Source organism: Acinetobacter sp. V89_4, assembly GCF_029967875.1.
In the GTDB taxonomy this organism is placed as follows: domain Bacteria; phylum Pseudomonadota; class Gammaproteobacteria; order Pseudomonadales; family Moraxellaceae; genus Acinetobacter; species Acinetobacter oleivorans.
In genome coordinates this window covers 101,521-118,312 of sequence record NZ_JASCAI010000019.1, presented here as the reverse complement: position 1 = coordinate 118,312, position 16,792 = coordinate 101,521, and the positions used below count along the sequence as shown (strand labels likewise).

Sequence of the window (16,792 nt, the reverse complement as noted above, 5' to 3'; positions counted from 1 at the left end):
CCCGAAAGAGAAAAAGAAAAAATAATTGGATGAGCAGATACCCTAAAGGGATTTTTATTTCAGAAAAAATAAGTATTCGGTCTTTATTTATGCAAAAAAAAGCTAAAAACAATAGGCTATAAACTTATGCAAAAAAGTGATTTATCTAATAGAAATATATTTAATAAATTAGGAGTAAGTTGATGTAAATAAAATAAAAAAATATTAAAACATTAAAAATAGAGATTTAAAAAAAGTACAACCATAAATTAATAGCGTTTATGGTTGTACTTTTTTGACTAAGCTTATCTGAAATAAGAATATCTTAAAAAGAGCAAAGGCTAGGGAAGCAGTTTCTTAAAGACTAAAGAATTCCTTTGATAGTTATAGAGTGCTTGACGGGCATTAGGTAATTCATCAACGCTGACCTGATGAAAACCATGTTCCAAAAACCAGTGAGCGGTACGCGTTGTTAAAACGAATAACTGACGAATACCTTGTTCTTTGGCTTTTTCTTCAAGAAATTGCAGAATTTGGCTACCACGGTTTGATTTACGATAACTTGGATGCACTGCAACACAGGCAATTTCTGCAGAACGAGTTTCGTTAAATTCGGTTGGAATTGGATAAAGCGCAGCACACGCTAGAATCATACCGTCGCGTTCAATAACAGCGAACTGGCTGATTTCTTGCTCCAGACGTTCACGGGAACGATAAACCAAGATGCCTTCTTCTTCCAAGGGACGCAATAAATTCATTAAACCACCCACATCTTTAATATGGGCTGTACGAACTTCTTCATAATGCGCATCGGTAATCATGGTGCCTATACCATCTCGAGTAAATAACTCTTCGAGAAGGGCGCCATCATAGGCATAGGAAATGAGATGAACGCGGTGTACACCTGATAAAGACGCTTTTTTTGCTTGTTGCAAATGCAGGGTTAGTGTTGGACTAATGGTTTGATATTGCTTAATATAATAGTCTAGTTGATGTGGGCTTAATTCACGTAATATTTGTTCATCTTCATTAAGAAGACCTTGTTGCTCCCCAAGAAAAATCAGTTTATCTGCTTTTAAATAAGTTGCAGTTTTGGTCGCAACTTCTTCTGCTCGTAAGTTAAATACTTCGCCTGTAGTGGAATAACCTGTTGGCCCCAGTAGCACAATATTATGATTATCGAGATGTCGTTCAATTGCATCGGTGTCTATTGAACGAACTTCACCTGTAAGCTGGAAATCCATACCATCACGAATGCCATAAGGTTTAGCAGTCACAAAATTACCTGATACCACATCGATTCGAGCGCCGTACATGGGTGAGTTTGCTAAGCCCATAGAAAGCAATGCTTCAATTTCTAGGCGAATAGAGCCTACGGCACTCATGACACAGCTTAAAGATTCGCGCGTAGTAATACGGCTGTTGTCATAAAAAGGGGTTTCAATTCCTTTCTCTTTAAGATTTTGATTAATTTGCGGACGTGCGCCATGCACAAGAATTAAGCGAATACCAAGAGAATGAAGTAACGCGATATCATGAATGATATGTTCGAAATTAGGATGACGGACTGCTTCACCACCAAACATCAATACGAATGTTTTATCGCGGTGAGCATTAATGTAGGGTGCTGAATGTCGAAACCAGTGTACATAATGCTGGGGGTTATTATGCGACTTTTCTAAAGACTTGCTTGACATACCGATCTCGAATCAACAGCAAAAAGATATAAAGATGATTCTAAACAAAAAAGATTAAAGCCGCATGTTTTAGATAAAAAAACACCCAAATCTAAGTTTGGGTGTTTAAATTTTTTTTAAATTAGTGAACTACTCTAATGATTTTATGGCTTTGTTCATTTACCAGCACGTAATTTCCGTTCACTTTGTACCATTTTTGGTAGCGACCCGGTTTCGTTAATTTTTGATGCTGACGATAGTCAATCACATAACGTGAGTGTTGATATTCACGTGGTACAACTTGACCTGCTCGCCAAACATTACGATGGTCGTCTTTTTTAATTACTTTAACGGTTTTTACTTCATGGTTTTGGTAGTTGCCATGGTGATTATGATCATTTGGTGCTGCCATTGCTGTTGTTGCAACTAAACCACTAAGTGAAAGAACAATCGCTGTTGTTAATTTTTTCATTGTAAACCTCGAGTGATGAATTAAATTTCAATAACTAAAGATTAGTGAACAATTACAGATAAATCGTGGAGGCTACGAAGAATAAATGTGAAAACTAACGATGAAATAAGAAGAAATTAAGAAAATACGAAATATTAGAATATAAAAAATCTCTTTATTTTTAAAATATTTAAGCAATAAAAAAAGGATAAAACCATAAGGCTTTATCCTTTTTGCTCAGCGATAGCGAGGTTCTATCGCTTTAAAAACCACGAATACTCACAATACTATTAGAATCAGTGTCGACTAAAATATAGTCATTGTTGATTTTGTACCATTGCTGATTACGGTCTGGTTTTGGCAAGTTACTATCTTTATAGTCGACTTTATAGCCATTACCACGATAGTGCTGTGGCATAACATAACCAGGCTGCCAGCGATGCTGTTTAAGCCGTTCAAAACCACGTTCTTCGCGCATACGGCGCTCGTCACGGACACGATCCTCATCATGATCACGTCCAAATCCTGGCCCACGATCGTTCCATTCACCGCGTGGTCCACCACCTTTAGGACCTTTTGGGCCATGGCCTCGGTCAAAAGGAGGATCAGCAAAGCTCGCCATACTTGTGGTGAGTACGGCTATGGAAAGGGTTAAGATTGTGAACAACTTTTTCATGATGCATCCTCGTTTACATCTGATGTCTCTCATGTTGAATACTCTACGCGCAAAATGCAGAGAAACTGTGAAGATCATTTAATGGTTCAATTAAAATTACGAATAGATCAAGAGTTTTTATCAATAATAAAAAAGGCTTGAATATATCTTTTCAGGTATAGGCAAGCCAGATTTGATGATCGGCTGTAATTTTCTTTAGCTTTTCATCTTTAACTTTTAATCCTGTGCATCAATACTTTGACCATTGAGCGCCAAGCTATCTTCACCCATTAAATAGAGGTAAGCAGGCAAGATCGACTCTGGCGTAGGTAGTGTTTTCGGATCTTCTTGTGGATAGGCTTTAGCACGCATTGCTGTACGCGTTGCACCTGGATTAATGCAGTTAAAACGGATATTAGGATAAGTATGTTCCGCTGCAAAAATTTTGCTCACTGCTTCAATTGCAATTTTTGAAACAGAATATGCGCCCCATAAAGCACGTGCTTCACGGCCTACACCCGAACTGGTAAATACAACAGAGGCATTTTCTGATTTTTGCAAAAGTGGTAATAATGCTTGAGTTAAAGCAAAAGGCGCGCGTAGGTTAACTGCCATGACATCATCCCAAGTTTCGGTTGGATAATGTGCTAGCTCTACGCGTTCACCTAAAATACCTGCATTATGCAAAATACCGTCTAGACGTCCAAACTGCTTTTCGAGCGTATCGACTAAAAAGTCATAATCACGGTCAGAAGCACTCGAAAGTTGTAATGGTAAAATTGCTGGTTGCGGTGCACCCAGACTTTCAATTTCATCATAAATAACTTCAAGTTTATTTAAGGTTCTACCATGCAGTACAACGGTTGCACCATGTAGGGCATAAGTCAGAGCGGCAGCTCGCCCAATTCCATCGCCAGCACCGGTGATTAAAATAATTCGATCTTTGAGTAGATCCGGACGAGGTTGGTATTCTGAATATTTCATTGGTAAACCTCCTTCTTTTTATATTGATAAAACAAACAACTGTTAAAAAAGCCTATAAAACTCTTAGCTTAACTTATCATACGCTGATTTTCCTGTAGAGCAGGAAGCTTTTGACGTAACATATGGTGTAATTCTGTCACCGTATTTACAATCGAGTCGGCCTGCCATGCAGCGAGATCATCACGATGTTCGATTGGTAAATAGCCATATGCAGCCAAAATAGTATACATATTGGCATTGCGACCAGCATCAATATCACGTGGATGGTCACCCACATAAATAATTTCATTTGCTGGGATATTCAGCTGTTTAGCCGCCAAATACATTGGTTCTGGATCTGGCTTGGTTTTACTGACATCTTCAGGACACACTAAAACCGCACAGCGTTCGGTCAGATTTAACTTTTCTAAAAGAGATTCACTTAATCCGCGTGGTTTATTGGTCACAATACCCCACGGAACTTGCTGAGCTTCTAACTCTTCTAAAAGTGGATACATACCTTCAAACAGGTCTGTATCAACCACAATATTATTGCCGTAAATATCTAAAAAGTTTTGACGATGTGCCAAGAAAATTGGATTGGCGACATCCAGCTCTGGATAGACCAATTTAACCATCGCACGTGCACCTTCAGAAACCTGAGTGCGAATGAGGTCGGCATCAACAATTGGGCGTCTTTCATCACGGCACATTTGCTGAATAATACGAATGAAGTCGGCAGCCGTATCGATAAGAGTACCGTCTAAATCAAATAAAACAGCTTTCATCATGCACCTGTATTTATCGTGTGAACCATATAATTAACGTCAACATTTGGCGCTAACCAGTAATGCTTGGTCAGTGGGTTGTAGTGCAGTCCTGTCATTTCTTTTAGAGTAAGACCTGCATTACGAATGTCATGTGCCATTTCAGATGGTCGAATAAATTTATGATAATCATGTGTACCTTTTGGCAACATGCGTAGTACGTATTCTGCGCCAATAATGGCAAATAAATAAGATTTTGGGTTACGGTTAATGGTTGAGAAGAACACATGGCCACCCGGTTTAACCAAAGCCTGACAAGCTCTTACAATAGATGCTGGATCTGGAACATGTTCCATCATTTCCATGCAAGTGACCACATCGTATTGACCCGCTTGTTCTTGTGCTAATTCTTCTACAGGAATTTGGCGATATTCAATATTTTGAATATTGTCTTGCTGAGCATGCAAACGGCCAACAGCTAGCGGTGCTTCACCCATATCAATACCAAGTACATCTGCTCCTCGACGTGCCATGCTCTCTGCCAAAATACCGCCACCACAACCGACATCAAGTACTTTTTTACCAGCAAGGCCGCCTGCACGCTCATCAATCCAGTTTAAACGTAGTGGATTAATTTGATGAAGTGGGCGAAATTCAGAATGTTGATCCCACCATTTGGCAGCAAGTGCTTCAAACTTTGCGATTTCTTGTAAATCAACATTCAATTGCGACATGGTGCTACCTCTAAACTTGGGTTATCTTTTTGGATATAGTTCGCCGTTAGTGTAGCGATTATTGGGAAAAAAGCGATAAACCCAATAAAAAACTTCACAGAAGCAAAACGAATTTAGCATATTTGTTTTATATTTAGAGCATAAGCTAATGCATAACAACTTAGAGGAAAAGCTGTAGCAATGAAAAAATTGGTTTTGGGTGGTTTAAGCGCAGCAATTATGGCCGTATCGGGTAGTGCAATGGCAGCAGATTTTGTTGCTGGTAAAGACTACACCGTGATTGCCAATCCAGGCAAAGTGGAAGTTCCGGGGAAAATCGAAGTTCGAGAGTTCTTTTGGTATGGATGTCCACACTGTTTTAAACTTGAACCGCATATGCAAACGTGGTTAAAACAGATTCCTAACGATGTGCGTTTTGTACGTACACCAGCTGCAATGAATAAAATGTGGGAGCAAGGGGCGCGTACCTATTATACATCTGAGGCATTAGGTGTACGTAAACGCACGCATTTACCGTTGTTCCATGCGATTCAGGTGAATGGTCAGCAAATTTTTGATCAGGCTTCTGCGGCGAAGTTCTTTACTCGTTATGGCGTGCCTGAACAGAAGTTTAATAGCACTTACAACTCATTTGCCGTGACTGCAAAAGTTGCCGAGTCAAATAAACTTGCTCAACAGTACCAATTAACAGGTGTTCCTGCGGTTGTCGTTAATGGTAAATATGTTGTACAGGGTGAAGATGGTAAAGTTACTCAAGTTCTTAATTATTTAATTGAGAAAGAACGTAAAGCAAAATAAGTTGTTTAGGCTTTACTTCAAAAATGGGCTTCATATGAAGCCCATTTTTATATTGAGTTAATTATCACGAAATATTTCAATTAATTTTGCTTATTTTCATCTTCAATTTGAAAATTTAAAACATCAAAATTAACAGTTTGAGTTGGCAGCGATAATGCCTGATTAATATATAAATTAATTAATTTTTGGCGAGAACCGATAGAGCGCTGATAATACGTAGAATTTAAAAGCAGTGATGCACCATAAGTCAGTGACCAGATATAAGACAAATAATCACGAATTGACATGTCGTAATTTAATGATTTTAAATAATTTTCTGTAATATCTTTAATTGCTAAAATACGCTGTTGGCGGATTTCATAAAGCTCTTCGAAAAGATGCTTCAACTTAGACTCTGTCATTGTCAGATTTTCTTCAAGTTGATGCAATAAAATGGTTTTTCCAGGTGTAAGCAAATGGTGAAGCATGTAATGAGGGGCATACTCTTTGAAATCTGTATTATATTTTTTAGAAATTTCTAAAATTTGCTTTTCATTTTGAATAATGAGCTCAAGTAGAAGCTCATTTTTGCTTCTAAAGTGTTTATAAAGTGTGCCTTTAGCAATATCTAGCTCGGCCACTAACTCATCTAGAGTAATTTCCTGATTGTTTTCTAGTAACAACTTTTCTGCCACGCTCAGAATTTTTTCTTTGCGCATCAAAAACTGTGTATGACGATCAAGATTCATAGGTATTCCCACACCAGTTTGGCCTAACTAATAATTTACTTCCTGTAAAAAGAAAAAGACTTTTCTCGAAATTTTTAGCCTTTTTCTTTCTCTCTTTACGTATTACCACATAACCTGTTTTTTGTCATTTGCCGCTTCTACCGTTCCCAGTTTGCAATCCCTCTAAACAGTAAGCGAACTTGTGTAGAAGCATTTTCAATAAAGGCAGTTTGTTGCAGCTTGAGTTGTTCACCTTGATATTGTTTTGATAGGTTGAGCCACGTCATTGCCCATGTAAATGACATGTTGGTCAAAATAGTGGATAGGACATTTAAGTCTTGAGGTTGTTGAATATGTTTAAAATTTTCGAGTTTAGTCAGATCAGTTGTTAGATCTTCAATTAGAAATTCGATTTCTCTAGCAATGGCTGCCCGAACCGTTTCTGAACCGCCCCAACGCTCGGAAATCATAAATTGCCACTGCTTAGGGCTATGATTTACCGCCTGAACAAATAGCTCAATGCTGGTCTGTGTTTTGGTCGATTTATGTTGTAAATAACTTTGACCCAATTGATGTAAAACACTTTTTAAATGTAGGGCAACTTGGTCAACCAATTCCTTACCGAGTTCATCCATGTCTTGAAAATGACGATAGAACGCTGTCGGTACTAAACCAACTTCACGTGCAACTTCACGCAAACTGATACTACTGAACGAACGCCCAGACGTGCTCAGATGCAAGGCTGCATCTAGAAGTGCCTGACGACTTTGCTGTTTTCGTTCATCCCGTATCGACATTAAAAGAACCTATTTAAACCGTGAGCCAGAGTCTAACAAAAAAGAGCAAACTTTCATAAAAAAAATAGTGAACAAGTGTTGACTGAGTGAACAGTTATAAATATAGTGTACATATGTTCACTATACGAACATGTGTTCACTCAAATAAATAGCCAGATACAAAAGAGGAACGTATGAACGCAACACTCAGTTATCAGCCACATTTGGTTCGAGAAGATTTCGTTGATTTTGTTTTGCAGAAAATTAACGTGACTTGGGCTTGGAAACGTGTACTTGCAGAAGTTATCGCAGTTCAGTCTCTACATACTGATATGGTGCTTATTAAGCTTAAACCGAATCGTAATTTTAAGTTCGATCAGGTACGTGCTGGGCAAAGCATTCTATTAACGCTACTTATTGATGGAGTTTACCAACAGCGCAGTTATTCAATTATTAAAGTAACTCCTCAAGGTGAAATCTCTTTAGGTATTAAAGTACAAGGCTTGGTGTCTAGTGCAGCTCAACGATTGCATGTTGGGGAGTGCATTGAGATTTCACAGCCACAAGGTGAGTTTACTTTGCACCAAGGCCAGCAACCCGCGATTTTAATTGCGTCAGGTAGTGGTATTACTGCAATTTATTCACTTTTGCAGCAAGCTTTGAAGCAGCAGCTTAAACAGATTCATGTCATTTATTTTAATCGTGCAGAAATTTTTCATGCTGAACTAAAAGCTTTGGCAGAAAAGCATCCAGAGCTTCACTATCATTTTTTTAATACCGCCGAGCAAAAGCAGCATTTAACTGAAGACCTATTGCAAAAGTTGGTTCCTGATTACGCACAGACCGCAACGTATGTGTGTGGACACCATGGCATGATGCAACAGGCAAATGAAATTTATGCGCAGCAAAGTGCTCAGTCGCAGCTTCATCAAGAGTTTTTCATGCCTGTTCAAGTCGAACAGTCTAATGAAGCACAACCCATCGTATTTCGTCGCTCGCAACAAAACTTTATTGCCACGACAACATTATTAAGCAGTGCAGAGCAAGCTGGCTTACGTCCACAGCATGGTTGCCGTATGGGTGTATGCAACCAATGTACGTGTACCAAAGTCAGTGGTGTCACCCAGAATATATTAACAGGTGAAATTGACGATCAACCAAATCGTGCAATTAAGTTATGTGTGAATCAGGCATTAAGCCCAGTCACTATTGATCTATAAAAACAAACATAAAAGAGATTTGAGGATACCATTATGAATATGGCAGTAGAACTTAAAGCAACATCAAAATCGGTACATTTAACCCCAGAGCAAACAGAAGCTTTTGGTCGCCGTATTGAAGAAATTCGTCTTGAAGTGATGAAAGATCTCGGTGAAAAAGATTCAAAATATATTTATAAAGTACGTAATTTTGTACGCTACACCGAAATTGCATCACGTGGCATGTTGATGTTTGGTGGTTGGATTCCACCAGTATGGTTGTTAGGTACGGCTATGCTAGGTGTATCTAAAATCGTTGAAAACATGGAACTCGGTCATAATGTGATGCATGGTCAGTTTGATTGGTTAAATGACCCGACGCTTAACGGTGCAACCTATGACTGGGATACGGTGTGTACTGGTGAAGACTGGAAATATACCCATAACTATAAGCATCATACTTATACCAATGTGTTTGGCATGGATCATGATATTAGCGGTTATGGTGTGATGCGCATGAGCCGTGAGCAAAAGTGGGAAACCCGTTTTTTATTCAACGTGCCAATGGGTTTTGTATTGTCAACGGGTTTTGAATGGCTATTAGCTTTGCAACGTCTAGAGATGGAAAAAGTGTTGTTTGATGGCACCAAAACTTGGAAAGAAGTATATGTAGAATCTAAAAATCTACGTAAAAAAATGGTACGTCAGTTTGGTAAAGATTATGTGCTGTTCCCACTAATTGCAGGACCAATGTTTCTGCCAGTATTGGCTGGTAACTTTTTTGCTAACTTGATCCGTAATTACTGGGCATCGACCGTGATTTATTGTGGCCATTTCACAGAAGACTCTGAAATTATCACTGACAATATTGATAATGAAACTAAAGCAGAGTGGTACTTACGTCAGATTCGTGGTTCAGCAAACTTTACTGGCGGTAAAATCATGCATTTCTTGAGTGGTAACTTGAGTCATCAAATCGAACATCATTTGTTTCCTGATGTACCTGCCAACCGCTATCAAGAGATGGCACCTAAAGTACGTGAAGTTTGTGCAGAGTTCGGTCAACAGTACAATACCGCACCCTTTGGATCTCAAATTGTGAGTGTGTATAAACGTCTGGCTGTTCACTCTTTGCCTGACAATGTGGTTGATCGTTTGGTGGCGACTAAGCGGACCTTTGTTGAGGCAGTGAAAGGCATGTTTGGCAAAGCTGCTTAATAAAGATAGAGCATTGTTTGAGTCATTAAGCGATGCTCTTTACCAATAAGTAAAAGGGAAAGTACGTGTAATTGAGATATACTACGGTGCAATTATATTTGTGCCATTGTTTTAAGGAATCATTATGCGTATTGACCAAAGAGCATTAGACCAGTTACGTGAAGTGAAAATCACACGTAACTATACCCGTTACGCAGAAGGTTCAGTTCTGGTTGAATTTGGTCATACCAAAGTATTGTGTACTGCAAGTATCGATAATTCGGTTCCACGGTTTTTAAAAGGAAAAGGACAGGGCTGGGTCACTGCTGAATATGGCATGTTACCGCGTTCAACACATTCACGTTGCGACCGTGAAGCAGCGCGTGGTAAACAGTCAGGCCGGACACAGGAAATCCAGCGCCTAATTGGACGTAGCTTACGTGCTATGGTCGATTTGAAAAAGCTTGGCGAAAACACAATTACCATCGACTGTGATGTGATCCAAGCTGATGGTGGTACGCGTACCGCTTCAATCACTGGCGCGGCTGTAGCGTTAGTTGATGCGATGAATGTTTTATTGTCTCAAAAGAAAATTAAGCATGATCCACTTAAAGGGTTAGTTGCTGCAATTTCTGTAGGTATGTATCAAGACGAAGTATTGCTTGATCTTTGCTATGAAGAAGATTCGAACTGTCAAACTGACTTAAACGTGGTAATGACACAAGCAGGCGAATTTATTGAAATTCAAGGTACAGCTGAAGATAAACCATTTACTCGTGCACAAAGCAATGACATGTTAGAAATGGCTGAAAAGGGAATTGCCGAGCTCATTAAAAAGCAACAAGAAGCTTTAGGCTGGTAATTTTACGCTGTCTAAAAACGCATCTTCGGATGCGTTTTTTTATGCCTTCATCAAATCGACATAAAAACATCACTTGCCTGTCACTTTTTCACTTTATTAGTAGTTCGCATTTAAACCGTTTGGAAAAAACCAATGCGAAAACTTTCACTTCTATTAATTACGTCTTTAGCACTTTTGCTCAGTGCTTGTAACGATGATAACGACTCAGATAATTCATCGCCAACAACACCGCCAACCAGTAATTGCAAAATGCACTGTGCACCATAATAAGAACTTAGGATAGAACTAATGAATCGTCGCGAATTTCTTTTAAATTCTACAAAAACCATGTTTGGAACCGCTGCTTTAGCGAGTTTCCCTTTGAGTATTCAAAAAGCGCTGGCTATTGATGCCAAAGTTGAAAGTGGAACTATTCAAGATGTTAAGCACATCGTGATTTTGACTCAGGAAAACCGCTCATTCGATAATTATTTCGGAACACTCAAAGGGGTGCGTGGTTTCGGTGACCGCTTTACTATTCCAATGACGGAAAGTCGAAAGGTTTGGGAGCAATATGATGCCAAGAAAAATAAAGTATTGCCGTACCATCTCGACAGTCGTTTAGGGAATGCTCAGCGTGTTTCAGGAACTCCTCACTCATGGTCTGATGGTCAAGCAGCTTGGGATAATGGTCGCATGAGCGATTGGGTGGCTTATAAAAAACCGCAGTCGATGGGCTACTACAAAAAACAGGAAGTCGAATATCAGTTTGCCTTAGCCAATGCTTTTACGATTTGTGATGCTTACCACTGCGCTATGCATGCGGGAACTAACCCGAACCGTAAATTTATCTGGACGGGTACTAATGGCCCGACAGGCGCAGGTGTTGCAAGTGTGGTAAATGAATTTGATGGGATTGGACCATCAACAGAAGGTTATGAATGGACGACTTATCCTGAGCGCTTACAGCAGGCTGGGGTGACATGGAAAGTTTATCAAAACATGCCGGATAACTTTACAGATAACCCGCTTGCAGGCTTTAAACAATATCGCCGTGCAAATGAACAATCGGGTCAACCTGTCAGTAACGACACGCCAACATGCCCTGCATACGATGAAAAAATCGATGCGACTCAACCACTTTATAAAGGTATTGCCAATACCATGCCAGACGGTGGTTTTTTAGGAACTTTTAAAGCTGATATTGCGCAAGGTAAATTGCCGCAAGTGAGTTGGTTAGTCGCTCCTGCAACTTACAGTGAACATCCTGGACCATCTAGTCCTGTGCAGGGGGCCTGGTATATTCAGGAAGTATTAAATGCATTAACTGAAAATCCTGAGTTGTGGAGCCAAACCGTTTTATTGGTGAACTTTGATGAGAATGATGGTTTCTTCGACCATGTTCCTTCACCAAGTGCGCCCTTTAAAGATATAAACGGTGTCGTATACGGAAAAACGACTCTAAGTGATCAGCAAGTATCTTATGAGTATTTTAACCATCCAGCAGTAGCGACTTCAAAATCTCAACCCGCTACAGACGGACGGGTGTATGGGCCGGGGGTACGCGTTCCTATGTATGTGATTTCACCGTGGAGCCGTGGAGGATGGGTGAATTCACAAGTCTTTGACCATACCTCTATTTTACAATTCTTAGAAAAACGTTTTGGTGTGCAAGAGCCAAATATTAGTCCATATCGCCGTGCTGTGTGTGGTGATTTAACGACAGCTTTCGATTTTAAAACACCGAATACTTTGCCTGTCGCTGAACTAGAAGGGAAAAAAACAAAAGCTGAAGCTGATGCTATTCGTGTTGCTCAAGCCTTATTGCCACAAGTTCCTGTTCCGAGTCAGCAACAATTTCCTCAGCAGGAAATGGGAATTCGACCATCGCGTGCTTTACCTTATATTTTGCACACCAGTGCCAAAGTCGATGCAGCACAAAAGACTGTAAAGCTGATGTTCTCAAATACGGGCAAGCAGGCAGCTGTTTTTCATGTGTATAACCGATTAGATCTTACGGTAGCTCCTCGTCGCTATATGGTTGAGGCGGGTAAACAGCTTGATGACGTATGGACTACTATAAATGGACAGTACGATTTATGGGTACTCGGTCCAAATGGTTTCCACCGCGCGTTTAAAGGTAATTTGATCCAAGCCAATCAAACTCAAGCATTACCAGAAATTAGAGTCTGTGTGGAAGAGTGTGATGCGAATTTGTATTTAAAAGTTCGTCACGACGGCAATAAGTCAGTCAAGCTCACAGTCAAAGCAAATGCTTATCGTCCAAATAAGACATGGACTATAGAAACGAATAGTTCTGAAAAAGAACTGGTTTGGGATATGTCTGAATTTGGAGGTTGGTACGACTTCACTGTGACTTTAGCTGATGATGCTACTTTCAGCCGCCGTTTCGCAGGCCGTATAGAAACTCAAGAGGATTCAATTTCTGATCCGTATATGGGTTATGTAGAGTCTTAGGTTCTATAAAAGTATGTGCAAGAAAAACTCTTTCTTGCACATTTTAAAAATTATTAAAAATCATAGAGATCAACAAAAAAATGAATATGACTACGTTCTGTAACAGAATCTCCTAAGCCTCGTCATATTTATCTTTTACCTTGAAACCCTGATTTTTTAAAGTAATGGGGAAAATTTATGCTACAAGGTTTTATTGTATTACTAGCAGTAGTTACATTTGTTTTAATGGCTGCCGACCCACGAGATAACGGGGCACAAGCGACTCAGTCAGCATGGCAGAAAACACAAGCAGCAGACATGACCAAGTCGCAAAAAAATACGAATAACGATGTGGACTTTATTTAAGCATTAAAACGCATTGATAAATCAACAGCTCTAACGTCTTTGGTCAGTACACCCATAGAAATGTAGTCAACACCAGTAGTGGCAACTTCGCGCAAGTTTTCAATGGTGATATTGCCTGATGCTTCGAGTTTACAACGGCTTGCAACATGTTTTACAGCATCGATCATTTGCTGTTGACTGAAGTTGTCGAGCATAACAATGTCTGCACCAGCTTCAAGCGCTTGATTTAGCTCATCCCAAGTTTCAACTTCGACTTCAACAGGTTTACCCGGTGCAATTTCATGTGCTTTTTCAATTGCCTGAGCAATACCACCCGCCGCCATAATATGATTTTCTTTAATTAAGAAAGCATCAAATAAACCAAGACGATGGTTCTGTCCACCACCAATAGCCACAGCATATTTCTGTGCAATACGTAAGCCTGGTAAGGTTTTACGCGTATCGAGAAGTTTTGTATTTAAACCTTCAAGATGTTGAACATATTCAGCAGTTTTTGTTGCAACAGCAGACAAAGTTTGAATAAAGTTTAAAGCAGGGCGCTCTACAGTAAGTAAGCTACGTGCAGAACCAGCAAGTTTTAAAAAGGCTTCATTTGCAGCAACACGGTCACCTTCTTGTTTTAACCAAGTTACCTGTACAGTATTGTCATAAGCTGAGATGAGTGCATTGACCCAAGGCTGGCCAGCTAAAACCATATCTTCACGGCTAATAATGGTTGCGGTTGCCTGCTCATCTTCAGGTGTGAGCATAGCGGTAATATCACCGTCCCCAATATCTTCTTGTAATGCTTGTTGAATATTGATTTGAATTGATTGTTCAAGCAAAGACTGAGGTATGCTCATACGGTTTCCATTTTGTAGATGACCCTAAAACTTGCGATATATTAGCACCGTCGACTTTAAAAATAAGCTGTTTTATGAGATTAATCGCGATAAACAATCGCATTTACTGCTTTGAAAAGTAGATAACTGCTTTAAACTAAAACAATTGGCAAGCAATTTATTGGCATCTCAATGAAGCAAATCACACCGTATGAAGTTATAGATGGACAATTAAAAGGGGCGAGACAAATCCCTTCTCCAAATTTTAACCAGCGGCCGACTGGTACCGAAATTCAAATGATCGTCGTTCATAATATTAGCTTGCCACCGTCTCAATTCGGAGGTGGATATATTGAGCAGTTTTTTCAAAATAAATTAGATTGGTCAGTGCATCCTTATTTCCAGACCATTGAAGGCATGCAAGTTTCTACACATCTGTTAATTTTACGAACAGGTGAAGTCCTACAGTTTGTTAATTTTAATGATCGGGCATGGCATGCAGGACGTTCGAGCTATTTAGCCAAAGTAGAATGCAATGATTATTCAATTGGGATAGAGCTTGAAGGAAGTGATGATTTACCATTTGACGAAGTACAATACGAAGTATTAACCGATGTGGTTAACGCTATTCGTCAGGCTTATCCTGAAATTAAAAATCATATTGCAGGGCATTCGGACATTGCGCCAGGCCGAAAAACCGATCCGGGACCTTATTTTAAATGGCAGTACTTTAGACAACTGTTAGTTCAGAAAAAAAGTTGAGTTCATTCATCATTTCACAACGAAAAGATTTTCTAGTTTCATTACAATAGCGTCTTTCGAATATAGCTGTAGGTGAGTACGATGGCATTGTGGCGATCGACTTTTATTGTCAGTGCAATGACGATGTTGTCACGAGTGTTAGGGCTTGTGCGTGACGTCGTATTGCTCAATGTGTTTGGTGCAGGTAAAGATTTTGATACCTTCGTCGTCGCTTTTCGTATTCCCAACTTCTTTCGACGATTGTTTGCCGAAGGTGCCTTTTCTCAAGCCTTTATTCCAGTATTAACTGAATATAAAACAGGTCGAGCACACGCTGAAGTACAGATCTTGATTAGTCGAGTATTTGGTTGCTTGCTAACAGTGATGACCTTACTGACTTTTGTGGCTATGGTTTTAGCACCCGCGATCATTTATATGTACGCACCGGGTTTCCATAGTGATCCTGAAAAGTTCGATTTAGCAGTCAGCATGTTCCGCCTGACCATCCCTTATTTATTATTTATGTCACTAACTGCTTTTGCTAGCAGTATTTTAAATAGTTATGGTTCGTTTGCTTCACCAGCTTTTTCACCCGTTTTACTAAATGTCGCGATGATCGCAGGTGCATGGTGGCTTACGCCGTATATGGCTGAACCCATCAAAGCCTTAGGTTGGTCAGTGGTCGTGGCAGGGATATTACAGTTAGCTATACAAATTCCTGAATTGTGGCGTAAAAACCTACTGATTCCACCTAAAGTTGATTTTAAACATGAAGGTGTAGAACGTATTTTAAAATTAATGCTTCCAGCATTATTTGGGGTATCTGTTACCCAGATTAACCTGTTATTAAATACGATTTGGGCCTCTTTCATGCAAGATGGTTCAGTGTCTTGGCTCTATAGTGCAGAGCGTATGACTGAGTTGCCGTTAGGTTTAATTGGTGTTGCGATTGGTACAGTGATTTTACCTTCACTTTCTGCCCGTCATGCAGAACAAGATCAAGCAAAGTTCCGCGGTATGATCGACTGGGCTGCAAAAATTATTGTATTAGTTGGCTTACCAGCAAGTATTGCTTTATTTATGCTTTCTACACCGATTATTCAGGCATTATTCCAGCGTGGAGAGTTTGATCTACGTGATACACAAATGACAGCACTTGCACTGCAATGTATGAGTGCAGGCGTGATTGCGTTTATGCTAATTAAAGTCTTTGCACCTGGTTTTTATGCACAGCAAGATACCAAAACACCAGTACGTGTCGGTTTAATGTCGGTCGCAGCTAATGCTATTTTAAACGTTGTATTTATTGGTTTCTTTAAGCTGATTGATTGGCATGCAGAACATATGGCACTGGCACTGGCATCTTCAGGCTCGGCTTTGGTAAATGCGGGTCTACTCTACTTCTATTTACACAAACGTAATATTTTCCGATTTGATTCGCATTGGAAAAAATTAGGGCTTCAATATGGTTTGGCGAACCTTGCCATGATTGCAGCACTTTGGTTTGCATTAAATTGGTATAACGGTGAGCTTTCACAGTGGTTGCGTATTGCCGAAGTAGTGGGATTGTGTGTCGTCGGCGTAGTTGCTTATCTGGTCGTTTTAATCATTACCGGTTTTCGTCCTAGAGACTTAAAACACTAAAATAAAAAAAGCGATCTTAA

The 16,792-nt window shown here is 39.7% G+C and carries 18 protein-coding genes; 9 read left to right on the top strand and 9 right to left on the bottom strand.

Annotation, left to right across the window (positions count from 1 at the left end):
- Window positions 1–320: 320 nt before the first annotated feature.
- From argA to ubiG, 6 genes are all read right to left on the bottom strand, one after another.
- Window positions 321–1,676, bottom strand: coding sequence for an amino-acid N-acetyltransferase (argA, locus tag QLG01_RS07435; protein WP_282496151.1), 1,356 nt, complete (start codon window positions 1,674–1,676; stop codon window positions 321–323).
- A 121-nt stretch (window positions 1,677–1,797) separates the two neighbouring features.
- The gene (locus QLG01_RS07430) at window positions 1,798–2,127 is read right to left on the bottom strand and encodes an RcnB family protein (protein ID WP_004640333.1); all 330 of its coding nucleotides are present in this window, start codon (window positions 2,125–2,127) and stop codon (window positions 1,798–1,800) included.
- A 241-nt stretch (window positions 2,128–2,368) separates the two neighbouring features.
- Window positions 2,369–2,782: an RcnB family protein gene (locus tag QLG01_RS07425; protein WP_004795500.1), complete on the bottom strand. Its 414-nt coding sequence runs from the start codon at window positions 2,780–2,782 to the stop codon at window positions 2,369–2,371.
- 216 nt (window positions 2,783–2,998) lie between these two features.
- On the bottom strand, window positions 2,999–3,745 hold the full coding sequence (locus QLG01_RS07420; RefSeq protein WP_004795498.1) for a YciK family oxidoreductase: 747 nt from the start codon (window positions 3,743–3,745) through the stop codon (window positions 2,999–3,001).
- Between the two features lie 68 nt (window positions 3,746–3,813).
- Window positions 3,814–4,515, bottom strand: coding sequence for an HAD-IA family hydrolase (locus tag QLG01_RS07415; protein WP_282496150.1), 702 nt, complete (start codon window positions 4,513–4,515; stop codon window positions 3,814–3,816).
- Window positions 4,512–5,225, bottom strand: a complete 714-nt coding sequence (ubiG, locus tag QLG01_RS07410; protein WP_282496149.1) for a bifunctional 2-polyprenyl-6-hydroxyphenol methylase/3-demethylubiquinol 3-O-methyltransferase UbiG — start codon at window positions 5,223–5,225, stop codon at window positions 4,512–4,514. The genes QLG01_RS07415 and ubiG overlap by 4 nt, the downstream gene beginning before the upstream one ends.
- Before the next feature lie 180 nt (window positions 5,226–5,405).
- Here ubiG and QLG01_RS07405 point away from each other — a divergent pair, with 180 nt between their 5' ends.
- A complete protein-coding gene (locus QLG01_RS07405) occupies window positions 5,406–6,023 on the top strand; it encodes a thiol:disulfide interchange protein DsbA/DsbL (RefSeq protein WP_013199277.1) in 618 nt (205 codons plus the stop codon).
- Between the two features lie 80 nt (window positions 6,024–6,103).
- On the opposite strand, the gene QLG01_RS07400 is transcribed toward QLG01_RS07405, so the two are convergent.
- Window positions 6,104–6,751, bottom strand: a complete 648-nt coding sequence (locus tag QLG01_RS07400; protein WP_005308928.1) for a TetR/AcrR family transcriptional regulator — start codon at window positions 6,749–6,751, stop codon at window positions 6,104–6,106.
- Window positions 6,752–6,888: 137 nt separating this feature from the next.
- Window positions 6,889–7,527 (bottom strand): TetR family transcriptional regulator, encoded by a 639-nt coding sequence (locus QLG01_RS07395; protein ID WP_005308931.1) that lies wholly within the window; start codon window positions 7,525–7,527, stop codon window positions 6,889–6,891.
- Between the two features lie 173 nt (window positions 7,528–7,700).
- Here QLG01_RS07395 and QLG01_RS07390 point away from each other — a divergent pair, with 173 nt between their 5' ends.
- From QLG01_RS07390 to QLG01_RS07365, 6 genes are all read left to right on the top strand, one after another.
- On the top strand, window positions 7,701–8,726 hold the full coding sequence (locus QLG01_RS07390; protein WP_282496148.1) for a ferredoxin reductase: 1,026 nt from the start codon (window positions 7,701–7,703) through the stop codon (window positions 8,724–8,726).
- A 33-nt stretch (window positions 8,727–8,759) separates the two neighbouring features.
- Entirely contained in the window at window positions 8,760–9,923 is a 1,164-nt protein-coding gene (locus QLG01_RS07385) for an acyl-CoA desaturase (protein WP_013199275.1), read from the top strand.
- A 124-nt stretch (window positions 9,924–10,047) separates the two neighbouring features.
- On the top strand, window positions 10,048–10,764 hold the full coding sequence (gene rph / locus QLG01_RS07380) for a ribonuclease PH (RefSeq protein ID WP_004795487.1): 717 nt from the start codon (window positions 10,048–10,050) through the stop codon (window positions 10,762–10,764).
- Window positions 10,765–10,896: 132 nt separating this feature from the next.
- Window positions 10,897–11,031, top strand: a complete 135-nt coding sequence (locus tag QLG01_RS07375) for a hypothetical protein (protein WP_262409250.1) — start codon at window positions 10,897–10,899, stop codon at window positions 11,029–11,031.
- A 21-nt stretch (window positions 11,032–11,052) separates the two neighbouring features.
- Window positions 11,053–13,221 (top strand): phospholipase C, phosphocholine-specific, encoded by a 2,169-nt coding sequence (locus QLG01_RS07370; RefSeq protein WP_151827659.1) that lies wholly within the window; start codon window positions 11,053–11,055, stop codon window positions 13,219–13,221.
- A gap of 177 nt (window positions 13,222–13,398) precedes the next feature.
- Entirely contained in the window at window positions 13,399–13,566 is a 168-nt protein-coding gene (locus QLG01_RS07365) for a hypothetical protein (protein ID WP_004640355.1), read from the top strand.
- Here QLG01_RS07365 and nadC read toward each other — a convergent pair.
- Entirely contained in the window at window positions 13,563–14,408 is an 846-nt protein-coding gene (nadC, locus tag QLG01_RS07360) for a carboxylating nicotinate-nucleotide diphosphorylase (RefSeq protein WP_282496147.1), read from the bottom strand. The two genes, QLG01_RS07365 and nadC, sit on opposite strands and share 4 nt — an antisense overlap.
- Window positions 14,409–14,579: 171 nt before the next feature.
- Here nadC and ampD point away from each other — a divergent pair, with 171 nt between their 5' ends.
- Together ampD and murJ are read left to right on the top strand one after the other, a co-directional pair.
- The gene (gene ampD / locus QLG01_RS07355) at window positions 14,580–15,149 is read left to right on the top strand and encodes a 1,6-anhydro-N-acetylmuramyl-L-alanine amidase AmpD (RefSeq protein ID WP_282496146.1); all 570 of its coding nucleotides are present in this window, start codon (window positions 14,580–14,582) and stop codon (window positions 15,147–15,149) included.
- A 72-nt stretch (window positions 15,150–15,221) separates the two neighbouring features.
- A complete protein-coding gene (gene murJ, locus QLG01_RS07350; protein ID WP_171056862.1) occupies window positions 15,222–16,772 on the top strand; it encodes a murein biosynthesis integral membrane protein MurJ in 1,551 nt (516 codons plus the stop codon).
- Window positions 16,773–16,792: the final 20 nt, after the last annotated feature.